Here is a 21,738-nt window from a genome sequence, read left to right as displayed (position 1 = left end):
GCCCACAACTGGAGATCCCGTGAGAATCGCCGTACTCGGAGCCACCGGACAGACCGGCCGCCTGATCATCGCGCACGCCCTGGAGCGCGGGCATGACGTCCTGGCCCTGGCCAGACGACCGGAACAGATCGAGGCGTCCGCCTCCGGAAACCTGCGTACGGTCCGCGCGGACGTGACCGAACCCGGCAGTGTCACCGCGGCTGTCGACGGCGCCGATGTCGTCGTGAGCGCCCTGGGCATCACCAAGAAGCAAGACCCCGCGATTCTCGTCGAGGGCGCCCGCCAGATCGTGTCGGCCGCGCCCCGCGTCATCTGGCTGACCTCACTGGGCCTGGGCGCCACCCAAGGGGCGCTCGGCGCGTTCAACGGAGCCCTCCTCAAGCGCGTCCTGCGCCACGAGTGGGACGCCAAGGACGCCGCCGGCCGTACGGTCCGCGACGCGGGCGGAACCACCGTCCACGCCGGGCCGCTGACCAATGGGCCCTACCGGGGCAACGGACACCTCATCCGCGCCGGGGAGTTCTCACCTCGGATGATCCCGCCCAGGGCACCGCGTGCGGGCGTCGCCGCCCTCATGGTGGCGGAGGCGCAAACCCCGCAACTCGCCGACGCGGACACCGTCGCCCTGTTCGAGAACCGCTGAGCCGGACCATCCCCGGGACCGGGATCCGCCGCTCGCCCGGGTCTTGCGTGCCTCGGAGTCCGCCGGCCGGACCCGGCCGGCGGTCACCCGGCCTGCGGGCGGCCGAAGAGCAGGTCGTAGCCGGGCGGGAGCTGGAGCAGGAGCCGGCCGGTCAGGCTGTCTCCCGCGAGGTCGGCCACGACGCTGAGCACGGCGCTGACGTCCCACGTCGCGGTCTGGTCCGTGGCACCTTCGATCCACGCCGCGGTCGCCCGGATGAACCGTTCCGGCGCGAGGGGTTCGTGGGCCTGCAGGGGGTTGAGAAGGACGAGCGCCATCGTCTCGGGGAGCCGGGCGCCCAGTTCGGCCCGGACGTCGCCGACGAGGTGAGCACCCAGCAGAGCGAGAACGACACGGGAGGATCGTTCGGCCTCTTCCCGTTCGGGGTACTGGCCGCGCTCTTGGACCGCGGCGATGAACTCGTCCCAGTGCATACGCATGACAGCCTCCGGGCCTCCGGGTGACGGGCCTCACAGGGCGCCGCGGCAGGGCACCGCGGTAGGGCACCGCGGGCGGAAACCTCCGGCCGGCTCCCGCCCGCTCCGTGCGCGGGTCTCAGCCGCTGATCTGCTTGCGCGAGCCGCCGCCGCTGATGGCGATCTTGCGGGGCTTCGCCCGGTCGGCGACGGGGATCGCGAGCCGCAGCACACCCGCCTCGTAGGAGGCGTCGATACGTTCGGTGTCCAGGGTCTCGCCTAGGAAGAGCTGGCGGCTGAACGTCCCCGCGGGCCGTTCCGTGATCACGACCTCGGCGTCCTCGCCGGAGCTCGGGCGGCGTTCGGCCCTGACCGTCAGAACATTGCGCTCGACGTCCAGGTCGATGCTCTCGGGAGCCACGCCCGGCAGATCCAGCTCGACGACGAAGGTGTCCCCGACGCGGAAGGCGTCCATCGGCATGGCCGCCGCCTCGCCGCGGTCCCCAGCACCTGCTGGGTGAGCCGGTCCAGTTCCCGGAAGGGGTCGGTTCGCATGAGCATCATCGGTCAACTCCTCTCCGCAGACAGGATGCGCAGGAAACGACACCTCCTCTATAGCGCGCGTCATGAAACTTGACAAGAGGCGACTCAGGTTGAGTCCGTTTTCTTGCCGACTGCGGATCACCAAGAGGCACGGGCCGCAGATCACAGGCATGCAATCGCCACATCGGTGCAGGTGTAAGGGATGAGGTGTCTTATCTATCGTGAGTTGCCTGACCCGCCTGAGCAGGTGGACTGTGAGCAGACCGACGGCGGCCTGGCCGCGGTACTGGCGAGCCTGAAGCGCGTCGGGGAGCGGGAGTTCTGCTGGGTGCATCTGGACGATCCGGACCCGGCGGACCTCGAGGAGCTGGCGGTCCCGCTGGGACTGCACCCCTTGGCGGTGGAGGATGCCGCCCAGGCGCACCAGCGCCCGAAGCGGGAGCGGTACGGCGATGTGCTCGTGGTGGCGCTGAAGACGCTGTGGTACCTCGAGGACGGGAACGACGTGGAGACCGGGGAGGTCATGGTCTTCACCGGCCCCCGGTTCGCGTTGACCGTCCGCCACGGCTCCGTCGATCCGACCGTCGAGGCGGCCCGACGGCTGAGCCGGACCCCGGAGATGCAGCGGTTCGGCCCCACGGCGGTGCTGCACGCCGTCCTGGACACGGTGGTCGATTCCTACCTCGAGGCCTCCGTGCAGGTCCGCACCGACCTGACCGCGCTGGAGCGCTGCGTCTTCGCGCCCGGCCGGGAGGATCTGACCGAGCAGATCTACTCGCTCAAACGGGAGGTCCTGGAGTTCCAGGATGCCGTGCAGCCCCTGGTGCCCGTCGTGCAGGACTTCGCCGGTCCTCGCGCGGAGTGGCCCGCGGAGATGCTCCCGTACTTCCGCGACGTTTCCGACCACCTGCACCGGACCGACACCGAGGTGCGCTCGCTGGACGAACTCCTGAACTCGGTCCTCGACGCGCACCTCGCCCGGGTGGGCACATGGCAGAACGACGACATGCGCCGCATCTCGGCCTGGGCCGCGATCCTGGCGACCCCCACCCTCATCGCCGGCATCTACGGCATGAACTTCGCCCATATGCCGGAACTGAGCTGGACGTACGGGTATCCGCTCGCCATCGCCGTCATGGTGACCGCCGCCACGCTGCTGCACCGGACGTTCCGCCGCAACGGCTGGCTGTGACGCTCCGAACGCGGCCCGGAGACGGCCCCACACGAGGCCGTCATCATGTCGTCGCCGAATGCGGCAAGCCGAATCCCCGACCGCTTCACAGCATGGAAAGGCTTCTGGCCGGCCGGACCCTCGCACGCCGGGCGTGCGGCCGACCGCGTCTCATCCGTCCGGGAAGAACTCGTCCAGGATCTCCGCCCACCGGCTCAGCGGCACCGGGCGGTCGACGTTCCGGGCCTGGGCGCCGACCAGCTTCAACAGCGCGGAGATGAACGGCGCGGCGGCGGGATCGGTGTCGAAGTCGATCACCGCGGCGTGCAGGCGCTGCACGCCGCCGGAGAACGCGCTCTGCGCGTGGGCTTCTCTGGCGCGGCGCATCCGGTCTTCGGTGAGGATGCACTGCACGGCGAGTTCAGGGCAGTCGGCGGTGTGCCAGACCTCGGTCATTCCGTCGGGGCAGCCGGTCCGGACAGAGGTGTTCTCGGGGCTGGGACCGGCTGTGCAGTCCGGGCACGTGAGGCGTTGCACGTGCGGTCGTTCATGATCCGAGTCCGACATGGTGCTCCTGTCCGCAGGCCTTCACCGGAGCGGTCGGCGATCCGGTGGCGTGGCGTGCTTCATCGATGTCGCGGGCCCGATCCGACGGCACCTCCAAGGGGATCCGTTGCGGGGAGCCGGGCGGATTGGTGCTCGGCGACGATCGTGACCGACCGGCACACGGGACGTTCCCCCCGGGGCCCCGGGGGGACTGGCCGCCGTCGGAGGCAGCCGGCGGCGGGGTTAAGCCCCTTGCAGGCAACTGCGGCAACAGCGCGGCCCCGGTCACTCGCGTGGGCCATCTCCCCGCACGGGGTGTCCGCCGCACGTGGGGCCGTCAGTGTGCGCAGGCTCCGAACTCGGCGTGCCGCGCGAGCATCGCGTACTCCGTGTCGTCCACCTGGGACGGGGGAAGCCTGGTTCGCTCCGCTTCCTGACGGGCCTGCGCGATGAGCTTCCCGAACTCCTCGTCCGTCATCACGACCTCGCCTCCTTCCCGCACTTGGCGGAAGTCGCCGATGAAACGGCGGGTCCACAGGTAATACGTCGCTGCCGGGTTTGCGGATGGGTGACCCTTCGCGGCGGGTCGAAAAGGTCCGCGCGGCGAAGCACTGTCCTGGCCCGGTCCTTCGTGTCGGTGCTTGGACGTGGGGTTTGCGGGTAGCAGCGTCTGCACGGGTGCCGGCCTGAAGTGCATCGAGAGACCAAGTTTGATGAAAGTGGCGTCTAGTGACTCACCGCGACGTCCCTGCCGACGACCGGGCGCGGGAAGCGGGAGACGGCGCCGAGGCTGTCGCCCTGGGCATCGCCGATGCCGTGGAACGTCTGACGACGCTGTGGTCGGCCGCCGTCCAACAGTCGCCGCTCCGTCTGTCCATGCACCAGTTGCGAGCCTTGCACACGCTGGCCGCGGCCCCTGGCGCCAACCTCACCGCGCTGGCCGAACGGCTCGGCCTGGGGCTGTCCACGGCGAGTCGGCTGTGCGACCGGCTCGAGGCGGCGGGACTCCTCGAACGCACCCTTCACCCGTTCCGGCGTCGCGAAGTGCGGCTCAGTCTGACCGCGCGGGGGCGGCACGTGCTCGACGGCGTGGCCCGCCGCCGGACGGCGGCGCTCACGACGGCGCTGTACGGAATGTCGCAGGCCGACCGGGCGGCACTGAACCGGGGGATGCAGGCGTTCCTGGCGGCAGAACGCGGGGGCGAGCCTGCCGGGGAGCCGGGGCCGGTGTGACGCCGGCCGGTCACTGATCCGGGATGTCGCGCCGGGCCGTACCGGCCTGGCGGCCGTTCCAGTCGAGGCACACCACGGCCGCGTCGGCCGACAGGGCGTTGCTGCCGAAGTGCTCGATCAGGCCGGAGACGACAGCTCGCGCGGCTTCGTGCGGCGGAGCAGCCCGGACGGCGCCGAGCGTCTGGCGCAGGGCCCGTTCGCCGAAGAGGTCTCCGTCGGCGGAGCGTGCGCCGTGCACCCCCGTGCTGACGGCGATCAGCCGGTCGCCCGGCTCCACCTGGAAGGTCTGCTCCTCGTAGGGGGTCTCTTCGAACATGCCCAGGGGGAGCTGTGCGTCCAGGGCGATGTGCTCGACCGTGCCGCCCCGCTGCCGGAAGAGCTGCGGCGAGCCCGCGTCCACGGCCAGTACGGCTCCCGTGTCCAGGTCGAAGTCCAGCAGCAGGGTGGAGGCGTGCAGCTTGCCGCCGTACTGGGCGAAGAGGGCCTGGTCGGCGAGGCAGGCCTGGTCGGCGAGGCCAAGGCCCGCGCGTCGGGCGTTGCGGAGTGCGCCCACGGACAGGCTGGTCAGAAGGGAGGCGTCGACGCCCCAGCCCATTCCGTCGGTGACGGTGAGGGTGAGGTGGTCGGCGCCGGTCGACCAGTCGAAGTTGTCTCCGCCGACGGCGTAGGCGGGTTCCAGGTGGGCGCCGATGACGTACTCCTGGCGGGCGCAGCCACGGCCGGGCAGGAGCTGCCACTGCATTTCGGCGGCGAGCGTGAGACGCCGGGTTCGCCGGGCCTGGAGGTAGAGGTCCGTGTCGCGGTCGGCGGTGGTGACTTCGTGTCCCAGCGCGGTGGCGAACTCCGCGAGGCGCAGCACGGTGGCCGTACCGGTCGCGCAGCGCGGCATGCGCACGGACAGGACTCCGAGCCGATCGCCCCGGACGGTCATGGGCAGGTGGATGAGATCGGACGCCGAGGCGCGGTCGGTGACTTCGACGACCGGGGTCTGGGTGACGAAGGCCCGGCCGGCCGGTGCCTCGTGTGCGGACACGGGGGTTTCCGTGTGCGGGAGGTGGGTGACCGACTGCAGAACACTGAGTCCGTAGTCGGCGAGGAGCAGGGTCGTCTCCTGGGCTCCGAACCGGTCGGTCAGCAGCTGACGTGCCGTGGCGACGAGAGCGTGTGGCGGGGCCGCTCGCAGCAGGCTTTCGGCGGATGGCTCCGGTTGCGCTGCGGTCATGGCGACCACCCTCTTCTCTTCGGCAGTCCCCACGTTTTCACTTCGGCAGTGCTCACGTTATCGCGTGGCTCCGCGCCGCCGGTTTCCGGGACGCGTCCTGCTTCGGCACTGCGTCGGCACAGCTCACGTCAGCTGCGTGCATGACCTCTCGTTCATCGCCCCAGCCAGTCCAGACAGACCACCAGCGCGTCGTCTTCCGGCACGGACTGGCCGCGGTGACCGGTCAGTTCACGCAGGATGGCGCGCGGAACCTCGGCGGCGGGCAGCAGGCGCGTGGCCTGGATCGCCCGGGCCAGCGCGGCGTCCCCGTACGCCTCCCCTCGGGGTGACGCGACCGAGTAGACCCCGTCGCTGACGAAGATCAGTCGGTCGCCGGGCTCGACGTGGGACTCCTGGATGACGTAGTCCGTCTCCTCGAACATGCCGAGCGGCAGCTGCGCGTCCAGGAGGACGCGTTCGACCGTGCCCCGGCGCAGCCGCAGCATCTGGGGCGAGCCGGCGTCCACCACCGACACCCGCCCGGTGGCCAGTTCGAATTCGAGCATGAGCACGGAGAGGTAGCGCTCACCCCGGTAATGGGCGTAGACGGCCTGGTCCCCCAGGGCCGCCTGGTCGGCGAGGGGAATGCCGGCCCGTCGCGCGTTGCGGAGGGCGTTGATCGCCAGGTTCGTCAGCAGGGAGGCCTCGATTCCCTCCCCCATGCCGTTGCTGACGTAGAGCATCAGGTGGTCCGCCGTCGCGGACCAGTCGAAGTTGTCCCCGAAGATGGCGTACGCGGGTTCCAGCTGGGCGCCGAGCTCGTACTCGGGCCGGGCGCAGGAGCGGCCGGGCAGCAGCTGCCACTGCATCTCCGCGGCCAGCGTCAGCCGGTCCTTGCGCCGCGCCTGCATGTACAGGTCGGTGTCCCGCTCGGCCACGACAACCTCGTGGGCGAGCACCTGCGCGATGTCCGTCAGTTCCGCCAGGGTGTCCTCGACGTGGCCTCCCCCGGGCAGGGTGACGGACAGTACGCCGAGCCGGTCACCGCGCACCGTGACCGGCAGGTGCACACGTGCCAGGTCACCCGGGGCCGTTTCCACGAAGGGCTCCTGAGCGCCGAAGGCGCGGCCCGCGGGACTGCCGTGGGCCGAGACCGGCTCCGTGGTGTGCGGGAGCACGGACACCGGCTGCAGCACGGTCAGACCGTAGTCGGCCATGAAGAGTTCGACGGATTCCGCCGCATACCGCTCGGCCAGCACACGCCGGACGGCGTCGAGCAGCTCATGGGGTGCCGCCGTACGCAGGGCGCGTTCAGCGGCCACAAATCTGTTCACGATGGAGGGAACACCAATCTCTTGCCGGGTCTTGAAGGCCTCGCCCAGGGATGAGCCGTTCGGCAGGCCCTGCCGCTCGTTCACGTCATCTGCAGCCGGGCCACACGCCCGGTGCGCCGACAGCCGCCCCAGCGCCTGCGGGGGTGTGACAAAGGCCGCCTTCCGGCCCTGGCGCCCGCACCCGGAGCGCCCCCGCTGGAGGCCCGGAGGCCCGCTGCGACGTCGTGGCCGTCCAGACGCACCACGACGCCGACGCCCGGTCCGCCTGAACTCCCGCGACGCGGCACCGGGTCCGTCGGCCGCGCGGGGCGCCAACGGCCGGCGCACCGCCGATCAGTGCGCGTCCACCGGAACATTCCAGTCCTCTCCCCCACGCGTCCACCGCGGCCACTTTGTTGCCCAACAGCTATAATTGTCAAACGACAAGAGTCGTGTCCCGCCGAGCGCATCGTGCCTGCGTACGCCGGAGAAACCGGCGAGGCCGCCTCGGCCGCTACCGACGCGACTCGCGGCCGACGCCCACGGCGGCGGGTGGGACCCGGAGGCCTTGACCGTTTCAGCTTCTCCCCAGGTTCTTCACTTCTTGTGTACGGGCAGCATCGCACACCCCGCCGGAACGGGTCGTCCGGCCGCTGACCTGCATGGATAGCAAGAGAAGACGTCATCGCCTCATCACCGCACAGACGGTTCCCCCCTCCCCCGACAGGCCCTACGCCGCCGGGATGCCTGCTCAACGGAGGTACCGGCGGGGGCGGCTTGCACAGGAGGGGGCCGATGGAGGATGGTTGCCGAACGGCAATAATTCTTCGACCGGATGAGGTGAGGGGTTCGCGCAGCGGGCCTTCGTGGTTGTGACTTCCACCCAGCAGGCACACGCCGAGAGCGCGCACGCGCCGGCGCACATGGCATGGACCTCCGTGCCCTACCCCGTCCTGGTCGTGGATCCCGCCGGCACAGTACGGCACGTCAACCCGCAGGCCGCCGGACTCTTCCCCGGCATGGGTCCCGGCATGGGCCTGGCCGGGAACGTACCGGCATGGCTGGCCGACGCTCACACGCTGCGGGGGGCCCGTGGTCCTGGCGGGACCGCAGTGGCGTCGGGCGCGGTGGGAGAGCGGAGCTTCGAGGCCCACCCCACCGCGCAGGCCGACGGCGATGTCGTGTGGTGGCTCGTGGACGACACCGACCACCGGCTGGTCCGCGAAGCCCTGCGGATGGAGCGCGAGCGGACCGCGTTCCTCATCCAGGCGTCCAACACGCTCCTCTCCTCGCTGAACCTGGACCGGTGCATGGACGTGATCGCGCAGCTGGCGGCCCAGCACCTCGCCGACGCGGCGCTGGTCGTCGCGCCGCGCAGCGGGCACCGGCTGCCGGTCGTCAGCTGCCTGGACGGCGGTGAACCTCAGCGCGCCCAGCGGAACGCCGACCCGCGGGACGTTTCCGGACTGGCCGAGGCGCTCCAGGGATTCCCGCCCGTCCCCTCCCGGTGGATCGACCCGGTCTCCGCCCCCGACTGGGTGGTACCCGAGGGATTCGGCCCGGTCGGCTCGATCGTGGTCACCCCGCTGCCCGGACACGGCGTGCCCGCCGGGGCCCTGATCCTGCTGCGCCGCAGCGGGGAGATGGCGTTCACCGAGGCGGAGGAGGTCTTCGCCCGTCTGTTCGCCGCCCGCGCCGGCGCCGCGATGTCGGCCGCCCGTCTGTACGCGGAGCAGTCGTCGCTCTCCCAGACCCTGATGCGCGAACTGCTCCCGCCTGTCCTGCACCAGGTCGCGGGCGTGGACTTCGCCGGCGGTTACCGTCCCTCGAAGGACCACGAGCGCATCGGCGGCGACTTCTACGACGTCCATCCCGCCGCCACCGAGGGCGAGGCCTCCTTCGCGGTCCTCGGCGACGTCTGCGGCAAGGGCCTGGAGGCCGCCGTCCTCACCGGGAAGATCCGCAATACGCTCCACGCGCTGCTGCCGATGGCGGACGACCACCAGCGGATGATCGACCTGCTCAACGGCGCACTCCTCAACTCCCACCACACGCGCTTCGCCACCCTCGTCATGGTTTCCGCGGTGCGCGAAGCGGGCGCCGTACGCCTCCGGGTGACCAGCGCCGGACATCCGCCGGCCCTCGTCGTGCGCCGGGACGGAACCGTCGAGGAAGGACGCTCCCGCGGCACCCTGGTCGGGGTCTTCCCCCAGGCCCGTGCGACGACCACGCACGAGACGCTGGCGCCGGGTGAGTTCTGCGTGCTCTTCACCGACGGCATCACCGAGGCGGTGGGCGGTCCGCTGGGGGACGAGATGTTCGGTGAGGGACGGCTGAAGGACGCGCTGGCCCAGTGCGCGGGCCTGCCGGCCGAAGCGGTCGTGGAGCGTGTGCAGATGCTCGCCGCGCAGTGGGTGGGCTCCGAACCGCACGACGACATGGCCGTCATGGTCATCGCGGCTCCCAGTTCCCACCACCTGAGCGCGGTGGGCGGTCACACTCGGGGCAGGTTCACCGCATGAGTCCCACCGCGACCGTCCTGCCCGAGCACCGGATCGACCGGTTGTGGGAGGCAGCCACCGCCGGCGACGAGCAGACGGCCACGGCCACGGTCTTCGGCGCGCTGGAGGACGGCGTCCCCGCCGAGAGTGTCCTCCTGGACCTGATCGCCCCGGTCCAGCGCCGAGTCGGCGAGGAGTGGGCCGCCAACCGCATCAGCGTGGCCCAGGAACACGCGGCCTCCGCCATCAGCGACCGCGCCATCGCCGCCCTCTCCCACCGCTGCTCCGCCCGCCCCGCCGATGACCGGGGCACGGTCGTCGTGGCCTGCGTGGACGGGGAATGGCACGGCCTGCCCGCCCGGCTGCTGGCCGAAGTGCTCAAACTGCGCGGCCGGCGGGTCGACTATCTCGGCGCCCAGGTCCCCACCAGCCACCTGATCACCCATGTCCACCAGACCGGCCCCGAACTGGTCGCACTCTCCAGCTCGATCACCACCCGGCTGCCGGCCGCGCACGCCGCGATCACCGCGGTCCAGGCCACCGGCACCCCGGTCCTGGCCGGCGGAGCCGCCTTCGGCCGCCACGGCCAGTACGCCCGCCGGCTCGGCGCCGACGCCTGGGCTCCCGACGCGAGGGCCGCCGCGGACCGCCTCGACCGGGGTCCGCTCCCCCGCCCCGCCGCCGCGCACCAGCCCATCGACGACCTGCCGCACCTGGCCGACCAGGAATACACGATGGTCGCCCGCACCGGCACCAGCCTGGTGCGCGCGGTCATGGACGGACTGCAAGAGCGTTTCCCCGCCATGCGCGACCACACGGCCGCACAGCGGTCGCACACGGCCGAGGACGTCGCCCACATCGTGGACTTCCTCTCCACGGCCCTCTACACCGACGCCCCGGAGCTGTTCTCCGACTTCCTCGTCTGGACCGCCGGGATCCTCAACGCCCGGGGCGTACCCGCTCGTTCCCTCCACCCGGCGCTGGACATCCTGAGCGAACAGCTCAAGGACTTCCCCCGCGCCACACTCATACTCGGCAGGGCCGCCGACCGCCTCGCCGGCACGGGCCCTGTGACCGCCTCGCACACCAGGAACACCGCATGACGCCGCCCGCCGAGTTCGAGTCCGCGTACCTGCGCCTGATCACGTCACCCGACACCGACGAAGGCGTGCTGCGCCTGGAGGTGCACGGGTTCCTGGACCACGACAGCTCGGACTCCTTCCTGGCCACGACCGCCGGGCACCTGGCCGACAGCCCCGGCCTGCGCACCCTGCGCCTGAACTGCGGCGCCCTCGAGGGCCTCGACTCGATGGGCCTGGCCGCGCTCCTGATGCTGCACCGCCGCACCACCGCCGCGCAGGTCGCCCTGCACCTCGACGACCGTGGACCGGCACTCGAACGGATGCTGGACATCACCGGCGCCCTGGACCACCTCGCCCCCGGTCACGAGGGCGAACCGGCCGGTGATTACGCCCGGTCCCACCGCATGGCATACCGTCATACGCCTCAGGACGGCGTGTCCGCGGACCGCACCGCCCAGGGTCACGGTCCCGCCGGGCCGGACACCAGCAGCTGACATCCGAACGCGCGCGCACGACAGCATCGGGGGATCAGGCCCCTCGGAGGGGAAACGCATGACCGAACGCACCCGCTCCACCCACGAATCCGTCCGCGCAGCGGCCCGCCAGGCCGGCGGCGTCGTCGAACTCCTCGACGTCATGTGGGAACAGGCACGCAACGACACCCCGGCCCCGTACATCCCGGCCTCCCAGCTCCGCGTGATGTACCTCGTCGACCGGGAGAACGGCATCCGCATGCGTGCCCTCACCCGGCTCCTGGGCGCCGCGCCTCCCTCGGTCTGCCGCTTGGTCGACCGTCTCCAGGCCCTCGGCTTCATCGAACGCAGGCCCTGCCCCGACAGCCGCCGTGAAGTCACACTCTGCGTCACCGGCGCCGGCCGCACACACCTGGCCCGGATCCGCGAACGCCGCGAGCAGCTCCTCGTCCAGGCCCTCGACGCCATGCCCGCACACGAGCGGGACGCACTGGCGGAAGGCCTCACCGGATTCCGTCAAGCGCTGGTCGAGCAGCCCATGCTGCGCCTCGTCCACCCGGACACCGCACCGGCTCCCACCCCGCGGGACACTGCGCAGTCCGCCTGAGCCCGAGATCCACCCGCCACCGGGCGGGTGGCGTGGCTGAGGTAATTCCTCGCGACGCGGTCGCCCTCATTCCGGCTGGGCGGCGCGATCGTCGCGCCGGCGTCGGCCGGCCGCGACGAGGGCGGGGACGACCCCCACCGCCAGTACGACGAGTCCGCGCTTCCATACCTCGCCCTCGACGCGGGTCGCGAGCAGGACGCAGGACGCCGCACCCAGCACCGGGATGACAGCCGGCACCCGGAAGTACCTGCGGTCGACGACATCCCTGCGCAGGACCAGCGCCGCCGTGTTCACCATGAAGAACACCACGAGCAGGAGAAGGACCAGGGTGGAGGCCAGGGTGGCGACATCACCCGTCAGGGCGAGGAGCAGCGAGAGCGCCGTGGTCACTGCGATCGCGACCCAAGGGGTACGACGCTGCGGCAGCACGGTCGTCAGCTGACGGGGCAGCAGTCCGTCCCGGGCCATACCGAAGGCGAGGCGGGAGGACATGATGCCGGTCAGCAGCGCTCCGTTGGCGACGGCGACCAGGGCGATCGCGCTGAACAGCCGCTCCGGTACACCCCCGGCCGCCTTGACCACTTCGAGCAGCGGTCCGCTGGAGCCCGCGAGGGTCTTCGCGGGGACGGCGGCGGTCGCCGCGAGCCCGACAAGGCCGTAGATCAGCCCGGCGGTGCCGAGCGCACCGAACAGCGCCCGCGGATAGGAGCGGACGGGGTCGCGCGTCTCCTCCGCCACGTTGACGGATGTCTCGAAGCCGACGAAGGAGTAGTAGGCCAGCACCGCTCCGCTGAGTACGGCGGCGGCCGCGCTCTCGTGCGGGGTGCCGAGGTCGGTCAGCGAACCGAGGTGTCCGTCACCGCGCAGGACGATCCACGCGCCGAGCACGACGACGATGAGCAGACCGCCCACTTCGACGAGCGTCGCGGCGACGTTGGCACGGGTGGACTCCTGGATGCCGCGGGCGTTGAGCAGCGCGAGGGCCACCAGGAACACGACGACCACCGCCGCCACGGGCAGCGAGACGAACGCGGTCAGGTAGTCACCGGCGAAGCCACGGGCGAGCGCGGCGACGGACACGATCCCGGCTGCCAGCATGCAGAACCCGGCCAGAAACCCGGCGAACGGACCGTACGCCAGCGTCGTGTAGTGCGAGGCGCCGCCGGCGCGCGGGTACTTGGTCGCCAGTTCGGCATAGCTGCCGGCCGTCAGCAGGGCCAGGCACAGCGCGACGGTCAGAGGGACCCAGACGGCACCGCCGGAGGCCGCGACGATCTGTCCCACGAGGACGTACACGCCGGCGCCGAGGACGTCACCGAGGATGAAGAAGTAGAGCAGCGGAGTGGACAGAGCGGATTTGAGGGGACTGGGCGACGGCGTCCAGGTGTCCGGCTGTGCTCCGCCCTGCGTCGAACGTCCCGGTACCGAGGTGTTGGGGGCGTCCATGAGGTCAGGCCGCCTCTCGTCCGGCGAGCCCCGTCGCGCGGCGGGGATTCGTGCGGTGCCGTTCGGGTGACGGTCGCGGCGTCTGTCGGAACAGTCGGGGCGCGGCCGGCCGTCCGCTTGCCTCCGGCCGGGTCGCGGCGGTCTCGGCCCGGTCGCCCGTCGTCGTACCGAGTCGCAGATCAGTAGCTCTGTCCATGTGCTGGTGGGTAGCCCGTCGGACCGAAGGGAAACGGAAGCGGGCACGAGAGCGGGTTCACACGCCGATACGTGCGGTGGGTGCGGGCGCCGGCGACGGGCGGGGCGACAGCAGTCTCGAGGACGTGGACGTGCGCGTGGCAGCGGTCCCGGCCCGCGCGGGGCCGGGACCGCCTGTCCGTCAGCTCGCGAGCAGCCCGGTGTTGGAGCTCGAGCCCTGGAACTGGAGGTAGTAGGAGGCTCCGGGCCGCGAGTCCTTGAAGATCACCGTCCAGGTCCCCTTCGGGGCCGTGATCCAGCCGTGGCACTTGTTCACGGTGCAGACCCGCACGGTGCGGGTGGCGTCCGTCTTGATGTTCAGGTCGTTGCAGTTGCCGTCCACGACGTCCCAGTTGCCGTAGCTCGGGTAGTGGGCGTAGTCGCCGTTGGCGCCGGGTTCGGCCCAGTAGGAGTAGGCCGAGCCGTAGCACGACAGGGCGCCGCCGGCCGTGGCAGGCGCCCCGGAGGCCTGCACGGGCACGACGGCCGCTGCCAGCGCGGCCGCGGTCCCGGCGAGTACGGCGGCAAGTCGCCTGGTCTTCGTCATTGATCCCCCAGTTTTCGTCGGTGTTCGGCCGGACCGACCGGCGCATCAGTGGAACCGCACCGGTCGTCCGCGGTAAGCAGCGTCGCCGAGACCGTGCCGCCCGGGCTTGTACGAATGCGACCTACGGTGTGCGGCACTCGTGCGCGGCACTCGTGCGCGGCACTCGTGCGCGGCACTGGTACGCGGCACCGGTTGTCGGCCAACTTGTGGGGCCTGGGGCTGCCTGACGGCCGCGCCTTCTACGATTGCTGTCATGTTCGCGTTGACCGATGGGGGGATCGGGCCATGCACGAATTGCTCAGCCGGCCTGCGGCGACACATCTGCGGGGAGAGGTGCTGGGGTACCGTTGCTTCCGCTTCGACGTGATCGGCAGCCGGCGCCGGCTGCTGGTGCCCGACGGAGTGGTGAAGGTGATGCTGGGGTTCGGCGACCCGTTGCGGGTGATGGACCCCTGCGACCCGGCATGTTCCGGCAGCGGGGTCTCCCTCGCCAACGGCATCCGGGCGACGGCCGCGATCGGCGAGCACACCGGCCTGATCCACGGCGTGACCGTCCTGCTGACTCCGCTCGCCGCCCACCGGCTGTTCCGGGTGCCCATGTCCGAGTGGTCCCGGCTGTCGGTGGCCCCGCAGGAGCTGTGCCGCCGGCCGTGGGCCGGGTTGCCCGCCCGGCTGGCGGACATCCCGGACTGGGGCGGGCGGTTCGCCCTGCTGGACCGCGTGCTGCACGGGGCACTCGCCGCGGGCCCCGCGGGCAGCCCCGAGGTGGCCTGGGCGTGGCGGCGGATCCAGCGGACGAACGGGTGTACCCGTATCGAGGATCTGGCGGCCGAGACCGGCTGGAGCCGCCGCCACCTCGAACGGCGCTTCCGCTGTCAGATCGGGCTGACCCCCAAGAGCGCGGCACAGGTGATGCGGCTCCAGACGGCTCTGCGGCTGCGGGAGACCGGCGCGAACTGGTCCGATGCGGCGGCACAGGCCGGGTACCACGATCAGCCGCACTTCGACCGCACGTTCAGGGCGATGACGGGCCGCACACCCACCGCCTTCCACGCGAACCGCACCGCCGCCTCCCCGCACGACGCTCAGGACTTCGTGCCGGGGCAGGTGACGAGCGCGGTCCTCACGGACCATGCGTAGCTGCCGGGTCCGGACCGGTCGCCGGGGGACCGGCGTGCGGAGGTGCGGCCCGGCCGAGGGGGAGGCTGAGAGCCCCGTCGGCAGAGGTGGCTGGAGGGCTGCCGACGGCGGCCGTGGCCCGCGTCGGCAGCGGTGGGTGCACGGCTGCCGACCGCGGCCGGATCAGCGGTCGCGCAGCTTGCGGGCCGGCAGCACGACGGTGGCGGACGACTTCAGGGTCTCCTCGTCGTTGGCGAAGGCGGCCAGCGCGTCGTTGTCGTCCAGGTCGCCGCCCGGCCAGGGCCGCGTGGTGAGGACGAGGCAGGCACAGCCGCGCTCGGCGATCGCCGCCAGCCAGGCCGCCGACGGGACGATCTGCGCGTTGATCTGCGGCATGGTCAGGACCGCCGAGCCCTCGACGACGAGCAGGCCGACCGGCAGGCTCGGCCGGGCACTGGCGTCGACCAGGCCCTCGTCCATGGAGAGTCCGGCGTTGTGCATGAGCTGTTCGACGGCGGCCGAGGAGCCTTCGGGGCCGTTCTCGCCGTCTCCGAGGGAGAAGGCGAGGACGTAGGGAACGGCGCCCTGGGGCGTGTCGCGACTCCAGGACATGGCGACGAGGGTCCCCAGCTCCGCGGAGCGCACGGGGCGCGTTTCTGTTGAGTTCGAGGTCACCGCGTCACCGTATCGGCGCCACCGCGGCACCTTCGGGTCCACTCACTCGACCGGGTGACGCCCCACGAGTCCTCTACCCGAACGAAGGACGGCGTGCGACGTCCGAAGGCGCCCGCGGCGGCAGCCGAGAGCCGGCAGCGGAAGCCGGCCGGGGGTGTGCAGCGCCTTCTTAACGCTCCGCACGCTTCGGCAGGCGCCAGTTCGGCCGCGGGAAGTGGCAGGTGTAACCCTCCGGGTACCTCTGCAGGTAGTCCTGGTGCTCCGGCTCGGCCTCCCAGAACGCGCCGGCCGGCACAACTTCGGTCACGACCTTGCCGGGCCACAGACCCGAGGCGTCGACGTCGGCGATGGTGTCCTCCGCGACACGCCGCTGCTCGTCGTCGAGGTAGAAGATGGCGGAGCGGTAGCTGGCGCCGATGTCGTTTCCCTGCCGGTTCTTCGTGGTCGGGTCGTGAATCTGGAAGAAGAACTCCAGGAGCGCGCGGTAGTCGGTGGCCGCCGGATCGAAGGTGATCTCGATCGACTCCGCGTGGTCGCCGTGATTCCGGTACGTCGCGTTGGGGACGTCGCCGCCGCTGTATCCCACCCGCGTGCCGATGACACCGGGGAGCGTTCGGATCAGCTCCTGCATGCCCCAGAAGCAGCCGCCCGCCAGCAGCGCCCGCTGCCCTTCGTTACTCATGATCTGTCTCCTTTTCCGTCGGTGCAGGACGACTTTCCGTCGGTGCACAACGACTTCGCGACGTGCCTCCGGTGCGTCAGGCCCCTGCGGCGCACTGTGGTGCGAGCCGACACCGGTGACGCAGATCGTCGAACACCGCGGAAGGATCAGTCATTCCCCGGCGGCCGAGCCGCTCCGCGCGGCAGGCCGGGTGGGGACCGCTGTGCCGCCCTCGGGTGACGGCGTCGCGGCCGGCACGCGGGTCGGATTCGAGCCGGTCCTGCGGCCGCTGTGGCTCGGTGTGGGGCGGACCGGACCGGGTGATGGCGGCGCGGAGGTGCCGGCCGGAGGGCTGCTCACGGGCGGCGGGGCGAGAGGGACCGTCGGGGACACCGGTGCTTCGGATGCGCCCGTGCTCAGCGGCAGCGCCACGAGGACCGCGACGGCACAGGACAGCCCGACGCCGACGGCGGCACGGACCGCCTTGCGGCGAGCCGCACCTCGCCGGACCACCTCGTACCGGCCGGGGGGCGGGCTCAGGTAGCCGGTGGAGGGCCGCAGGATGACGGCGAGCAGGTCGTCGAGTTCGAGGTCCGGGTCCGGACCGTCGTCATGGTGTGCGATCAAGGCTTCTCCCCAGGTGGGCGCGGAGCAGTTCTCGGGCCGCGTGGAGGTCGGCCTTGATGGTTCCTTCCTTGCGTCCGGTCAGCGCGGACACCTCCCGGATGGGCATGTCCGCGTAGTAGTGCAGCAGCGTAGGGACCCGCAGACGCTCCGGCAGGGACTGCACGAGCAGGCGTACCGAGGGGTCGGTCTGCTCGGTGTACGGACGGACGGCGGCCTCGGAGGTCACACGACGCACCGCGCGGCGCTCGCGCTCCGTCTTGCGCCAGTGGTCCCGGACCAGGTTGGCCGCCGTCACGTACAGAAAGCCGCGGGGCTCTTCCACCGACGTCCAGCGGGCCCAGAGCCGGGTGAAGGCCTCCGAGGCGATCTCGTGGGCTGTCTCGTCGTCGTCGACCAGCCGGCGGCACCAGCCGGCCAGCCGTGGGTAGACGGCAGTGAACAGCTCGGACGCTGCCCTGTCGCGGGACCGTTTCAACGCTCTCCATGGTCGTGACCGCACGGGGTGCCGTGCGGCTCGTGGGGGAGGATCCCGGGCGGGCGGCGTACGTTCCGTCCGCCCGGGATCCGGGGGAATCAGGGGGTCAGGGACTTCAGTGCGGCGAAGACGATCACGTTGTCGCGGTAGTGGCCACCGGTTCGAGGGCCGCCGCACGTGATGACCCGCAGTTCCGGACGGTCGACGTCCCCGTAGACGTCGTCCGCAGGGAAGTCGGCCTGGGCGACCGTCCGTACGGAACGCACGGCGAAGGCGGCCGCCGCGCCGTTCTCCAGGGTCGCGGTGATCGAGTCACCCGGCCGCAGCCGGCCCAGGTGCCGGAAGACTCCGTCCCCGTAGGCACCGACCGTGACATGACCGAGGATCACCGACGGTCCGACCTGTCCCGGCGTCGGTGAGTGCCGGTACCAGCCCGCGCGGTCGTGCGCCGTCACGGGCGGTACCTGCACCCTGCCGTCCTCGGTCAACCCCAGCCGGATGACGGGGGTGTCGACCGAGATGGCCGGGATCCACAACCTGACCGGGGCCGAACGGCCCGTGGACCGCGGTGGTTCGGCCGCGGCGCCGGGCTGCGAGGTCTGTGGCGCGGTGCGCGGCCGGGCAGTTCGGGGGCTGCCGTCCTCGTGCCCGCCACAGCCCGCCAGCAGCGAGCCCAGCGCGGCAGCGGTGAAGGCCCGCCTGGAGGGTGACGTCATGCCGTGGCAGCGCGCCGACGGCGTACGACGAGGAACACGCCGCCGCCCACGGCGGCCGCCGCCGCGGCACCGCCGGCCACCGCTCCCCCGTTCCCGGTCCGCTCGGCCGCGGGCACCACACCGGTCTCGGGCGCGCCTTGCGGAACTCGGCCGACCTGACCCGGAGCCGGCGCCCGGGTCGGGGCCGCGCTCGGGACCGCGCTCGGGGCCGCGTCGCCGGGGGCGCGCGTCGGAGCGGGGGTCGGGCGCGCCGAGGGGACGGTCGGGACCGGGGTCGGGGTCGCTCCGTCGGCGAATGCCGGTACCGCGCCCGCCAACAGGGCGGTGCACGCGAGTGTCATGGTCCCCAGGGCAGTTCGGCGCATGAGGTGCTCTCCTTCTTCCGTCGGCCCGCCCGGACACTGGCGGACCGGGTTACAGGTCGAGCGGAGAGACGAGGCAGCGCGGGACCGGGTTGTAAAGAGAAGGCAAAGGCGTGCGACGGATTCTTCCGGCTCGTACGGCGGGACCGGGACGCTCCGGAGCATCGGCCCGCCTCCGGCACTCCGCCGTCGTGGTCAGCGCAGCGCCCGGGATGCCGTCAGGAACGTGGTCACGAGTTCCCGCGCCCACTCGCCGGACGCGGGCTGCGCGCTGAAGACGGCGCGGTAGTACAGCGGGCCGAGGAGGAAGTCGACCGCGCTCCCGACCGTGGGTACGTCGCCGCCCCGGGACCGCTCGCGCTCGATGATGGCGCTGAGCTGCTCGTGCCGGTCCGCGGTGCAGGCGCAGCCGCCCTCGGGCCCCGACCCGATGGTGGCGCGCATGAGTGCGAGCGTGTCCGGGTCGGCGAGGTCGGTGGCGACGTCCTCCATCCACCGTTCGAGGTCGCCGGCCAGCGAACCGGAGTCGGGGACGACCACGTCGCCGCTGAACCGGCTGGTGGCGACGTCGTTCAGCAACTGGGCGGCCGATCCCCAGCGCCGGTACACGGTGGTGGCGTGCACTCCGGCGCGCGCGGCGACGGCGGGGATGGTCAGAGCCTCCGCGGGTTCCTGGGCGAGGAGGTCCGCGACGGCGCGGTGCACAGCCGCCCGCACCTTCGCGGAGCGGCCGCCGGGACGTACTTGAGCTGAAGCGTCAACCATGCCGGAATTATCGCACTGATCGTTGCGTTAGTGTGGGCGTCTTAACGCATCGATCACTGCGTTTGGAGAGAATCGTGCCCCCTTCCGCCCCTTCCCAGCACCACCGGCCCTCGTCGCCCGCCACCGTTCCGCAGGCGCCCGCCACCTCCTCCCCCACCAGCGGCGGCTCCCGTCGGCTCGGGCATCCGGCGGCCTTCGCCGCACTGGCGGTCGTCTTCGTCCTGTTCATGGCAGCGTCCAGCGCGCCGTCGCCGCTCTACGTCGTCTACCAGCAGGAGTGGAGCTTCTCCGCGACCATCCTCACCACGGTCTTCGCCGTGTACGTCATCGGGATGATCGCGGCGCTCCTGGTGGTCGGCGCCCTGTCCGACCACCTCGGCCGTCGGCCGGTCCTGCTGTCCGCGATCGCGCTCGAAGCGGTGTCGATGGTCCTGTTCCTCACCGCGGACAACGTCTCCCTGCTGCTGGTCGCGCGACTGGTCCAGGGCATAGCCACCGGCGCCGCCATGACCGCCCTGGGCGCTGCCCTGGCCGACCTCAACCCGGCCCACGCGCCCCACCGCGCCGGTGTCGTCACGGGTGCGGCACCCACGTTCGGGCTGGGCCTCGGCTCCCTGGGCACCGGTTTCCTCGTCGAGTACGGGCCGCACCCCACGCGCCTCGTGTACGCGCTGCTGCTCGGCGCCCTGCTGCTGGCCGGCACCCTTCTCCTCGCGCTGCCCGAGACCTCGCTCCGGCGTCCGGGAACCGCCCGCTCGCTCCAGCCGCGCCTCAGGGTCGCGCCGCACCTCAGGGCCGATCTGCTCGGCCTGGTGCCGATCCTGATCGCGAGCTGGGCACTCGGCGGTCTCTATCTCTCGCTCGGCCCCTCCGTCGCCGTCGGCCTGTTCGGCCTGTCGAGCCACGTCGTCGGCGGCCTGGTGGTCACCCTGCTGACCGTGCCCGCCTCCCTCACCGCTCTCGCCCTGCGCGGCTGGCCCACCGCACGCACGCTCACGCTCGGCGCGAGCCTGCTGCTGGCCGGCACGGCCGTCGCCCTCGCCGGGGTGGAGGGGAACTCCCTGGTCACGGCGGCTGTCGGCACGATGATCGCCGGCGTGGGCTTCGGCGGCTCGGCCCTCGCCAGTTTCGGCACCCTGGCCCGTATCGCCGCCCCGGCCGAGCGCGGCGAACTGCTCTCCGTGGCCTTCGTGATCTCGTACCTGTCCTTCAGCGTGCCCGCGGTGGTCGCCGGCGTCGCAACGACCCACGTGGGCCTGCACGAGACGTCTGTCGTCTACGCCGCGACGGTCGCTCTCCTCTCCGCCCTCGCCCTGCTGGCCCAGTGGCTGCGCTCCCACCGCTCCGCCGGCACGGGAACCTGCCCGCAGACGTGACAGGTGGCGGGCACGCCGAGGCGCGGGACCGGTCGGCCAGGGTCGCGCGGGGCGTCGGTCACCCGGGCTGCCTGCTCGCAGCGGCGATCACGACCCCAATACCCTCACCGGTCCGGCCGGTGACAATGCGTCGGGCTCGAACGGCGGGCCGCGAGCGACCGGCCGCCAGACGGGCGGGCATCGCTTTCGAGTCACCGCACGCGCACCCATGCACGGCACGTGACCCGTAGGCCATTAGGCCCAAGCGCCAGGGCGACTGCCGCACGCATGACGGGCCACCGACCGCCGACCACCTACGCTCGCGCGGTGATCGTCGACTCGCGGCCACCAGGCCCGACCCCTTCAGCGAGTAACCAGCTTCGTCACCGCCTTGACCGGTGACGTACAGGCTGTGAGGATCACACCTGTTGAACGGGTGACGCCTCCCGGCGCGCCCGCCGTTCGGGGAAGTGAAGGCGTAGATGGATCTGAAGCTCGAAGTTCTCGTTCTGCCCGTCTCGGACGTCGATGTGGCCAAGGCCTTCTACGAGAAGGCGGGGTTCCGTCTGGACGTCGACCACGTGGCCGATGACAGCTATCGCGTAGTGCACCTGACTCCTCCCGGCTCGCAGTGCTCGATCCTTTTCGGCACCGGGGTCACGACGGCCGCGCCGGGTTCCGTCCAGGGTCTGCACCTGATCGTCTCCGACATCGAGGCCGCCCATGCCGAGCTCGTCGGCCGGGGCATCGAGATGGGCGAGATCTTCCATGACGCGGGCGGGGTCTTCCACCGCGGCACGGAGGAGGGCCGGGTCAGCGGCCCGGAGCCGCAGCGCGCCAGCTACGGCTCGTTCGCCGCATTCAGCGACCCGGACGGCAACGGATGGGTGCTCCAGGAGGTGACGACCCGGCTTCCGGGCCGGTGATCACCTGCCCGCCTGACGTGCGCGACGGGGTCCCGGAGCCACACGTCCGGCAGGTGCTCGTC

At 71.7% G+C, this 21,738-nt stretch carries 24 protein-coding genes and 1 pseudogene; 10 read left to right on the top strand and 15 right to left on the bottom strand.

The annotated features are described in order from the left end of the window. Positions 1-19: 19 nt before the first annotated feature. Positions 20-643 (top strand): NAD(P)-dependent oxidoreductase, encoded by a 624-nt coding sequence (locus AC069T_RS25540; protein WP_478784936.1) that lies wholly within the window; start codon positions 20-22, stop codon positions 641-643. An 83-nt stretch (positions 644-726) separates the two neighbouring features. Here AC069T_RS25540 and AC069T_RS25535 read toward each other — a convergent pair whose 3' ends face one another. Beyond that, entirely contained in the window at positions 727-1,122 is a 396-nt protein-coding gene (locus tag AC069T_RS25535) for a DUF2267 domain-containing protein (protein ID WP_478784935.1), read from the bottom strand. Between the two features lie 115 nt (positions 1,123-1,237). Further along, positions 1,238-1,659 (bottom strand): annotated as a pseudogene (locus AC069T_RS25530) (Hsp20/alpha crystallin family protein). 208 nt (positions 1,660-1,867) lie between these two features. Here AC069T_RS25530 and AC069T_RS25525 point away from each other — a divergent pair. Further along, on the top strand, positions 1,868-2,833 hold the full coding sequence (locus AC069T_RS25525; protein WP_478784934.1) for a magnesium and cobalt transport protein CorA: 966 nt from the start codon (positions 1,868-1,870) through the stop codon (positions 2,831-2,833). Between the two features lie 150 nt (positions 2,834-2,983). Here the strand turns inward: AC069T_RS25525 and AC069T_RS25520 are convergent, their stop codons facing one another. After that, positions 2,984-3,268 carry a hypothetical protein gene (locus tag AC069T_RS25520; protein WP_478784933.1) on the bottom strand — a complete coding sequence of 95 codons (285 nt, stop codon included), beginning with the start codon at positions 3,266-3,268 and terminating at the stop codon, positions 2,984-2,986. 427 nt (positions 3,269-3,695) lie between these two features. Continuing rightward, positions 3,696-3,839, bottom strand: coding sequence for a hypothetical protein (locus AC069T_RS25515; protein WP_478784932.1), 144 nt, complete (start codon positions 3,837-3,839; stop codon positions 3,696-3,698). 248 nt (positions 3,840-4,087) lie between these two features. On the opposite strand from AC069T_RS25515, the gene AC069T_RS25510 reads away from it, so the two are divergent. Further along, positions 4,088-4,591, top strand: coding sequence for a MarR family winged helix-turn-helix transcriptional regulator (locus AC069T_RS25510; RefSeq protein WP_478784931.1), 504 nt, complete (start codon positions 4,088-4,090; stop codon positions 4,589-4,591). Positions 4,592-4,601: 10 nt separating this feature from the next. Here AC069T_RS25510 and AC069T_RS25505 read toward each other — a convergent pair whose 3' ends face one another. Further along, entirely contained in the window at positions 4,602-5,813 is a 1,212-nt protein-coding gene (locus AC069T_RS25505) for a PP2C family protein-serine/threonine phosphatase (protein ID WP_478784930.1), read from the bottom strand. A 152-nt stretch (positions 5,814-5,965) separates the two neighbouring features. Next, on the bottom strand, positions 5,966-7,126 hold the full coding sequence (locus AC069T_RS25500) for a PP2C family protein-serine/threonine phosphatase (RefSeq protein ID WP_478784929.1): 1,161 nt from the start codon (positions 7,124-7,126) through the stop codon (positions 5,966-5,968). Between the two features lie 902 nt (positions 7,127-8,028). Here AC069T_RS25500 and AC069T_RS25495 point away from each other — a divergent pair. From AC069T_RS25495 to AC069T_RS25480, 4 genes are read left to right on the top strand one after another with little or no spacing between them, the layout of a single operon-like run. After that, positions 8,029-9,627 (top strand): PP2C family protein-serine/threonine phosphatase, encoded by a 1,599-nt coding sequence (locus tag AC069T_RS25495; RefSeq protein WP_478784953.1) that lies wholly within the window; start codon positions 8,029-8,031, stop codon positions 9,625-9,627. Beyond that, positions 9,624-10,709, top strand: coding sequence for a cobalamin B12-binding domain-containing protein (locus AC069T_RS25490; RefSeq protein ID WP_478784928.1), 1,086 nt, complete (start codon positions 9,624-9,626; stop codon positions 10,707-10,709). Before AC069T_RS25495 ends, AC069T_RS25490 begins: the two co-directional genes overlap by 4 nt. Beyond that, positions 10,706-11,182: an STAS domain-containing protein gene (locus AC069T_RS25485; RefSeq protein ID WP_478784927.1), complete on the top strand. Its 477-nt coding sequence runs from the start codon at positions 10,706-10,708 to the stop codon at positions 11,180-11,182. The genes AC069T_RS25490 and AC069T_RS25485 overlap by 4 nt, the downstream gene beginning before the upstream one ends. A gap of 58 nt (positions 11,183-11,240) precedes the next feature. Then, positions 11,241-11,768 carry a MarR family winged helix-turn-helix transcriptional regulator gene (locus AC069T_RS25480; protein WP_478784926.1) on the top strand — a complete coding sequence of 176 codons (528 nt, stop codon included), beginning with the start codon at positions 11,241-11,243 and terminating at the stop codon, positions 11,766-11,768. Between the two features lie 66 nt (positions 11,769-11,834). Here the strand turns inward: AC069T_RS25480 and AC069T_RS25475 are convergent, their stop codons facing one another. Next, positions 11,835-13,214 (bottom strand): APC family permease, encoded by a 1,380-nt coding sequence (locus tag AC069T_RS25475; RefSeq protein WP_478784925.1) that lies wholly within the window; start codon positions 13,212-13,214, stop codon positions 11,835-11,837. Positions 13,215-13,590: 376 nt separating this feature from the next. Next, positions 13,591-13,995, bottom strand: coding sequence for a hypothetical protein (locus tag AC069T_RS25470; protein ID WP_478784924.1), 405 nt, complete (start codon positions 13,993-13,995; stop codon positions 13,591-13,593). Between the two features lie 285 nt (positions 13,996-14,280). Here AC069T_RS25470 and AC069T_RS25465 point away from each other — a divergent pair, with 285 nt between their 5' ends. Then, entirely contained in the window at positions 14,281-15,135 is an 855-nt protein-coding gene (locus AC069T_RS25465) for a helix-turn-helix domain-containing protein (protein WP_478784923.1), read from the top strand. A gap of 162 nt (positions 15,136-15,297) precedes the next feature. Here the strand turns inward: AC069T_RS25465 and AC069T_RS25460 are convergent, their stop codons facing one another. The 7 genes from AC069T_RS25460 to AC069T_RS25430 all read right to left on the bottom strand — a co-directional run bounded on the left by AC069T_RS25460 (position 15,298) and on the right by AC069T_RS25430 (position 19,395). Further along, positions 15,298-15,789, bottom strand: a complete 492-nt coding sequence (locus AC069T_RS25460; protein ID WP_478784922.1) for a DUF5949 family protein — start codon at positions 15,787-15,789, stop codon at positions 15,298-15,300. Between the two features lie 169 nt (positions 15,790-15,958). After that, a complete protein-coding gene (gene msrA, locus AC069T_RS25455; RefSeq protein ID WP_478784921.1) occupies positions 15,959-16,471 on the bottom strand; it encodes a peptide-methionine (S)-S-oxide reductase MsrA in 513 nt (170 codons plus the stop codon). A 150-nt stretch (positions 16,472-16,621) separates the two neighbouring features. Continuing rightward, on the bottom strand, positions 16,622-17,077 hold the full coding sequence (locus AC069T_RS25450) for a hypothetical protein (RefSeq protein WP_478784920.1): 456 nt from the start codon (positions 17,075-17,077) through the stop codon (positions 16,622-16,624). Further along, a complete protein-coding gene (locus AC069T_RS25445; protein WP_476750606.1) occupies positions 17,061-17,552 on the bottom strand; it encodes an RNA polymerase sigma factor in 492 nt (163 codons plus the stop codon). The genes AC069T_RS25450 and AC069T_RS25445 overlap by 17 nt, the downstream gene beginning before the upstream one ends. A 98-nt stretch (positions 17,553-17,650) precedes the next feature. Continuing rightward, positions 17,651-18,268 carry a class F sortase gene (locus tag AC069T_RS25440; RefSeq protein WP_478784919.1) on the bottom strand — a complete coding sequence of 206 codons (618 nt, stop codon included), beginning with the start codon at positions 18,266-18,268 and terminating at the stop codon, positions 17,651-17,653. Beyond that, a complete protein-coding gene (locus tag AC069T_RS25435) occupies positions 18,265-18,633 on the bottom strand; it encodes a sortase-dependent protein (protein WP_478784918.1) in 369 nt (122 codons plus the stop codon). The genes AC069T_RS25440 and AC069T_RS25435 overlap by 4 nt, the downstream gene beginning before the upstream one ends. A 192-nt stretch (positions 18,634-18,825) precedes the next feature. After that, positions 18,826-19,395 (bottom strand): TetR/AcrR family transcriptional regulator, encoded by a 570-nt coding sequence (locus AC069T_RS25430; protein WP_478784917.1) that lies wholly within the window; start codon positions 19,393-19,395, stop codon positions 18,826-18,828. 74 nt (positions 19,396-19,469) lie between these two features. Between AC069T_RS25430 and AC069T_RS25425 the strand changes: the two genes are divergently transcribed. Further along, positions 19,470-20,771, top strand: coding sequence for an MFS transporter (locus AC069T_RS25425; protein ID WP_478784916.1), 1,302 nt, complete (start codon positions 19,470-19,472; stop codon positions 20,769-20,771). A 461-nt stretch (positions 20,772-21,232) separates the two neighbouring features. Continuing rightward, positions 21,233-21,676, top strand: coding sequence for a VOC family protein (locus tag AC069T_RS25420; RefSeq protein ID WP_478784915.1), 444 nt, complete (start codon positions 21,233-21,235; stop codon positions 21,674-21,676). Positions 21,677-21,738 lie beyond the last annotated feature (62 nt).

The sequence above is a fragment of the Streptomyces sp. NPDC043867 genome (assembly GCF_056435845.1).
Note: the sequence above shows the minus strand (reverse complement) of the source record. Positions and strands in the feature narration are given on the sequence as shown.

Excerpts from the sequence above, each read along its gene's own strand:
- AC069T_RS25430 (WP_478784917.1), bottom strand. The coding sequence starts at position 19,395 with ATGGTTGACGCTTCAGCTCAAGTACGTCCCGGCGGCCGCTCCGCGAAG.
- AC069T_RS25440 (WP_478784919.1), bottom strand. The coding sequence starts at position 18,268 with ATGACGTCACCCTCCAGGCGGGCCTTCACCGCTGCCGCGCTGGGCTCG.
- AC069T_RS25465 (WP_478784923.1), top strand. The coding sequence starts at position 14,281 with ATGCACGAATTGCTCAGCCGGCCTGCGGCGACACATCTGCGGGGAGAG.
- AC069T_RS25485 (WP_478784927.1), top strand. The coding sequence starts at position 10,706 with ATGACGCCGCCCGCCGAGTTCGAGTCCGCGTACCTGCGCCTGATCACG.
- AC069T_RS25495 (WP_478784953.1), top strand. The coding sequence starts at position 8,029 with ATGGCATGGACCTCCGTGCCCTACCCCGTCCTGGTCGTGGATCCCGCC.
- AC069T_RS25535 (WP_478784935.1), bottom strand. The coding sequence starts at position 1,122 with ATGCGTATGCACTGGGACGAGTTCATCGCCGCGGTCCAAGAGCGCGGC.
- AC069T_RS25420 (WP_478784915.1), top strand. The coding sequence starts at position 21,233 with ATGGATCTGAAGCTCGAAGTTCTCGTTCTGCCCGTCTCGGACGTCGAT.
- AC069T_RS25480 (WP_478784926.1), top strand. The coding sequence starts at position 11,241 with ATGACCGAACGCACCCGCTCCACCCACGAATCCGTCCGCGCAGCGGCC.
- AC069T_RS25505 (WP_478784930.1), bottom strand. The coding sequence starts at position 5,813 with ATGACCGCAGCGCAACCGGAGCCATCCGCCGAAAGCCTGCTGCGAGCG.
- AC069T_RS25470 (WP_478784924.1), bottom strand. The coding sequence starts at position 13,995 with ATGACGAAGACCAGGCGACTTGCCGCCGTACTCGCCGGGACCGCGGCC.
- AC069T_RS25475 (WP_478784925.1), bottom strand. The coding sequence starts at position 13,214 with ATGGACGCCCCCAACACCTCGGTACCGGGACGTTCGACGCAGGGCGGA.
- AC069T_RS25435 (WP_478784918.1), bottom strand. The coding sequence starts at position 18,633 with ATGCGCCGAACTGCCCTGGGGACCATGACACTCGCGTGCACCGCCCTG.
- msrA (WP_478784921.1), bottom strand. The coding sequence starts at position 16,471 with ATGAGTAACGAAGGGCAGCGGGCGCTGCTGGCGGGCGGCTGCTTCTGG.
- AC069T_RS25490 (WP_478784928.1), top strand. The coding sequence starts at position 9,624 with ATGAGTCCCACCGCGACCGTCCTGCCCGAGCACCGGATCGACCGGTTG.
- AC069T_RS25520 (WP_478784933.1), bottom strand. The coding sequence starts at position 3,268 with ATGACCGAGGTCTGGCACACCGCCGACTGCCCTGAACTCGCCGTGCAG.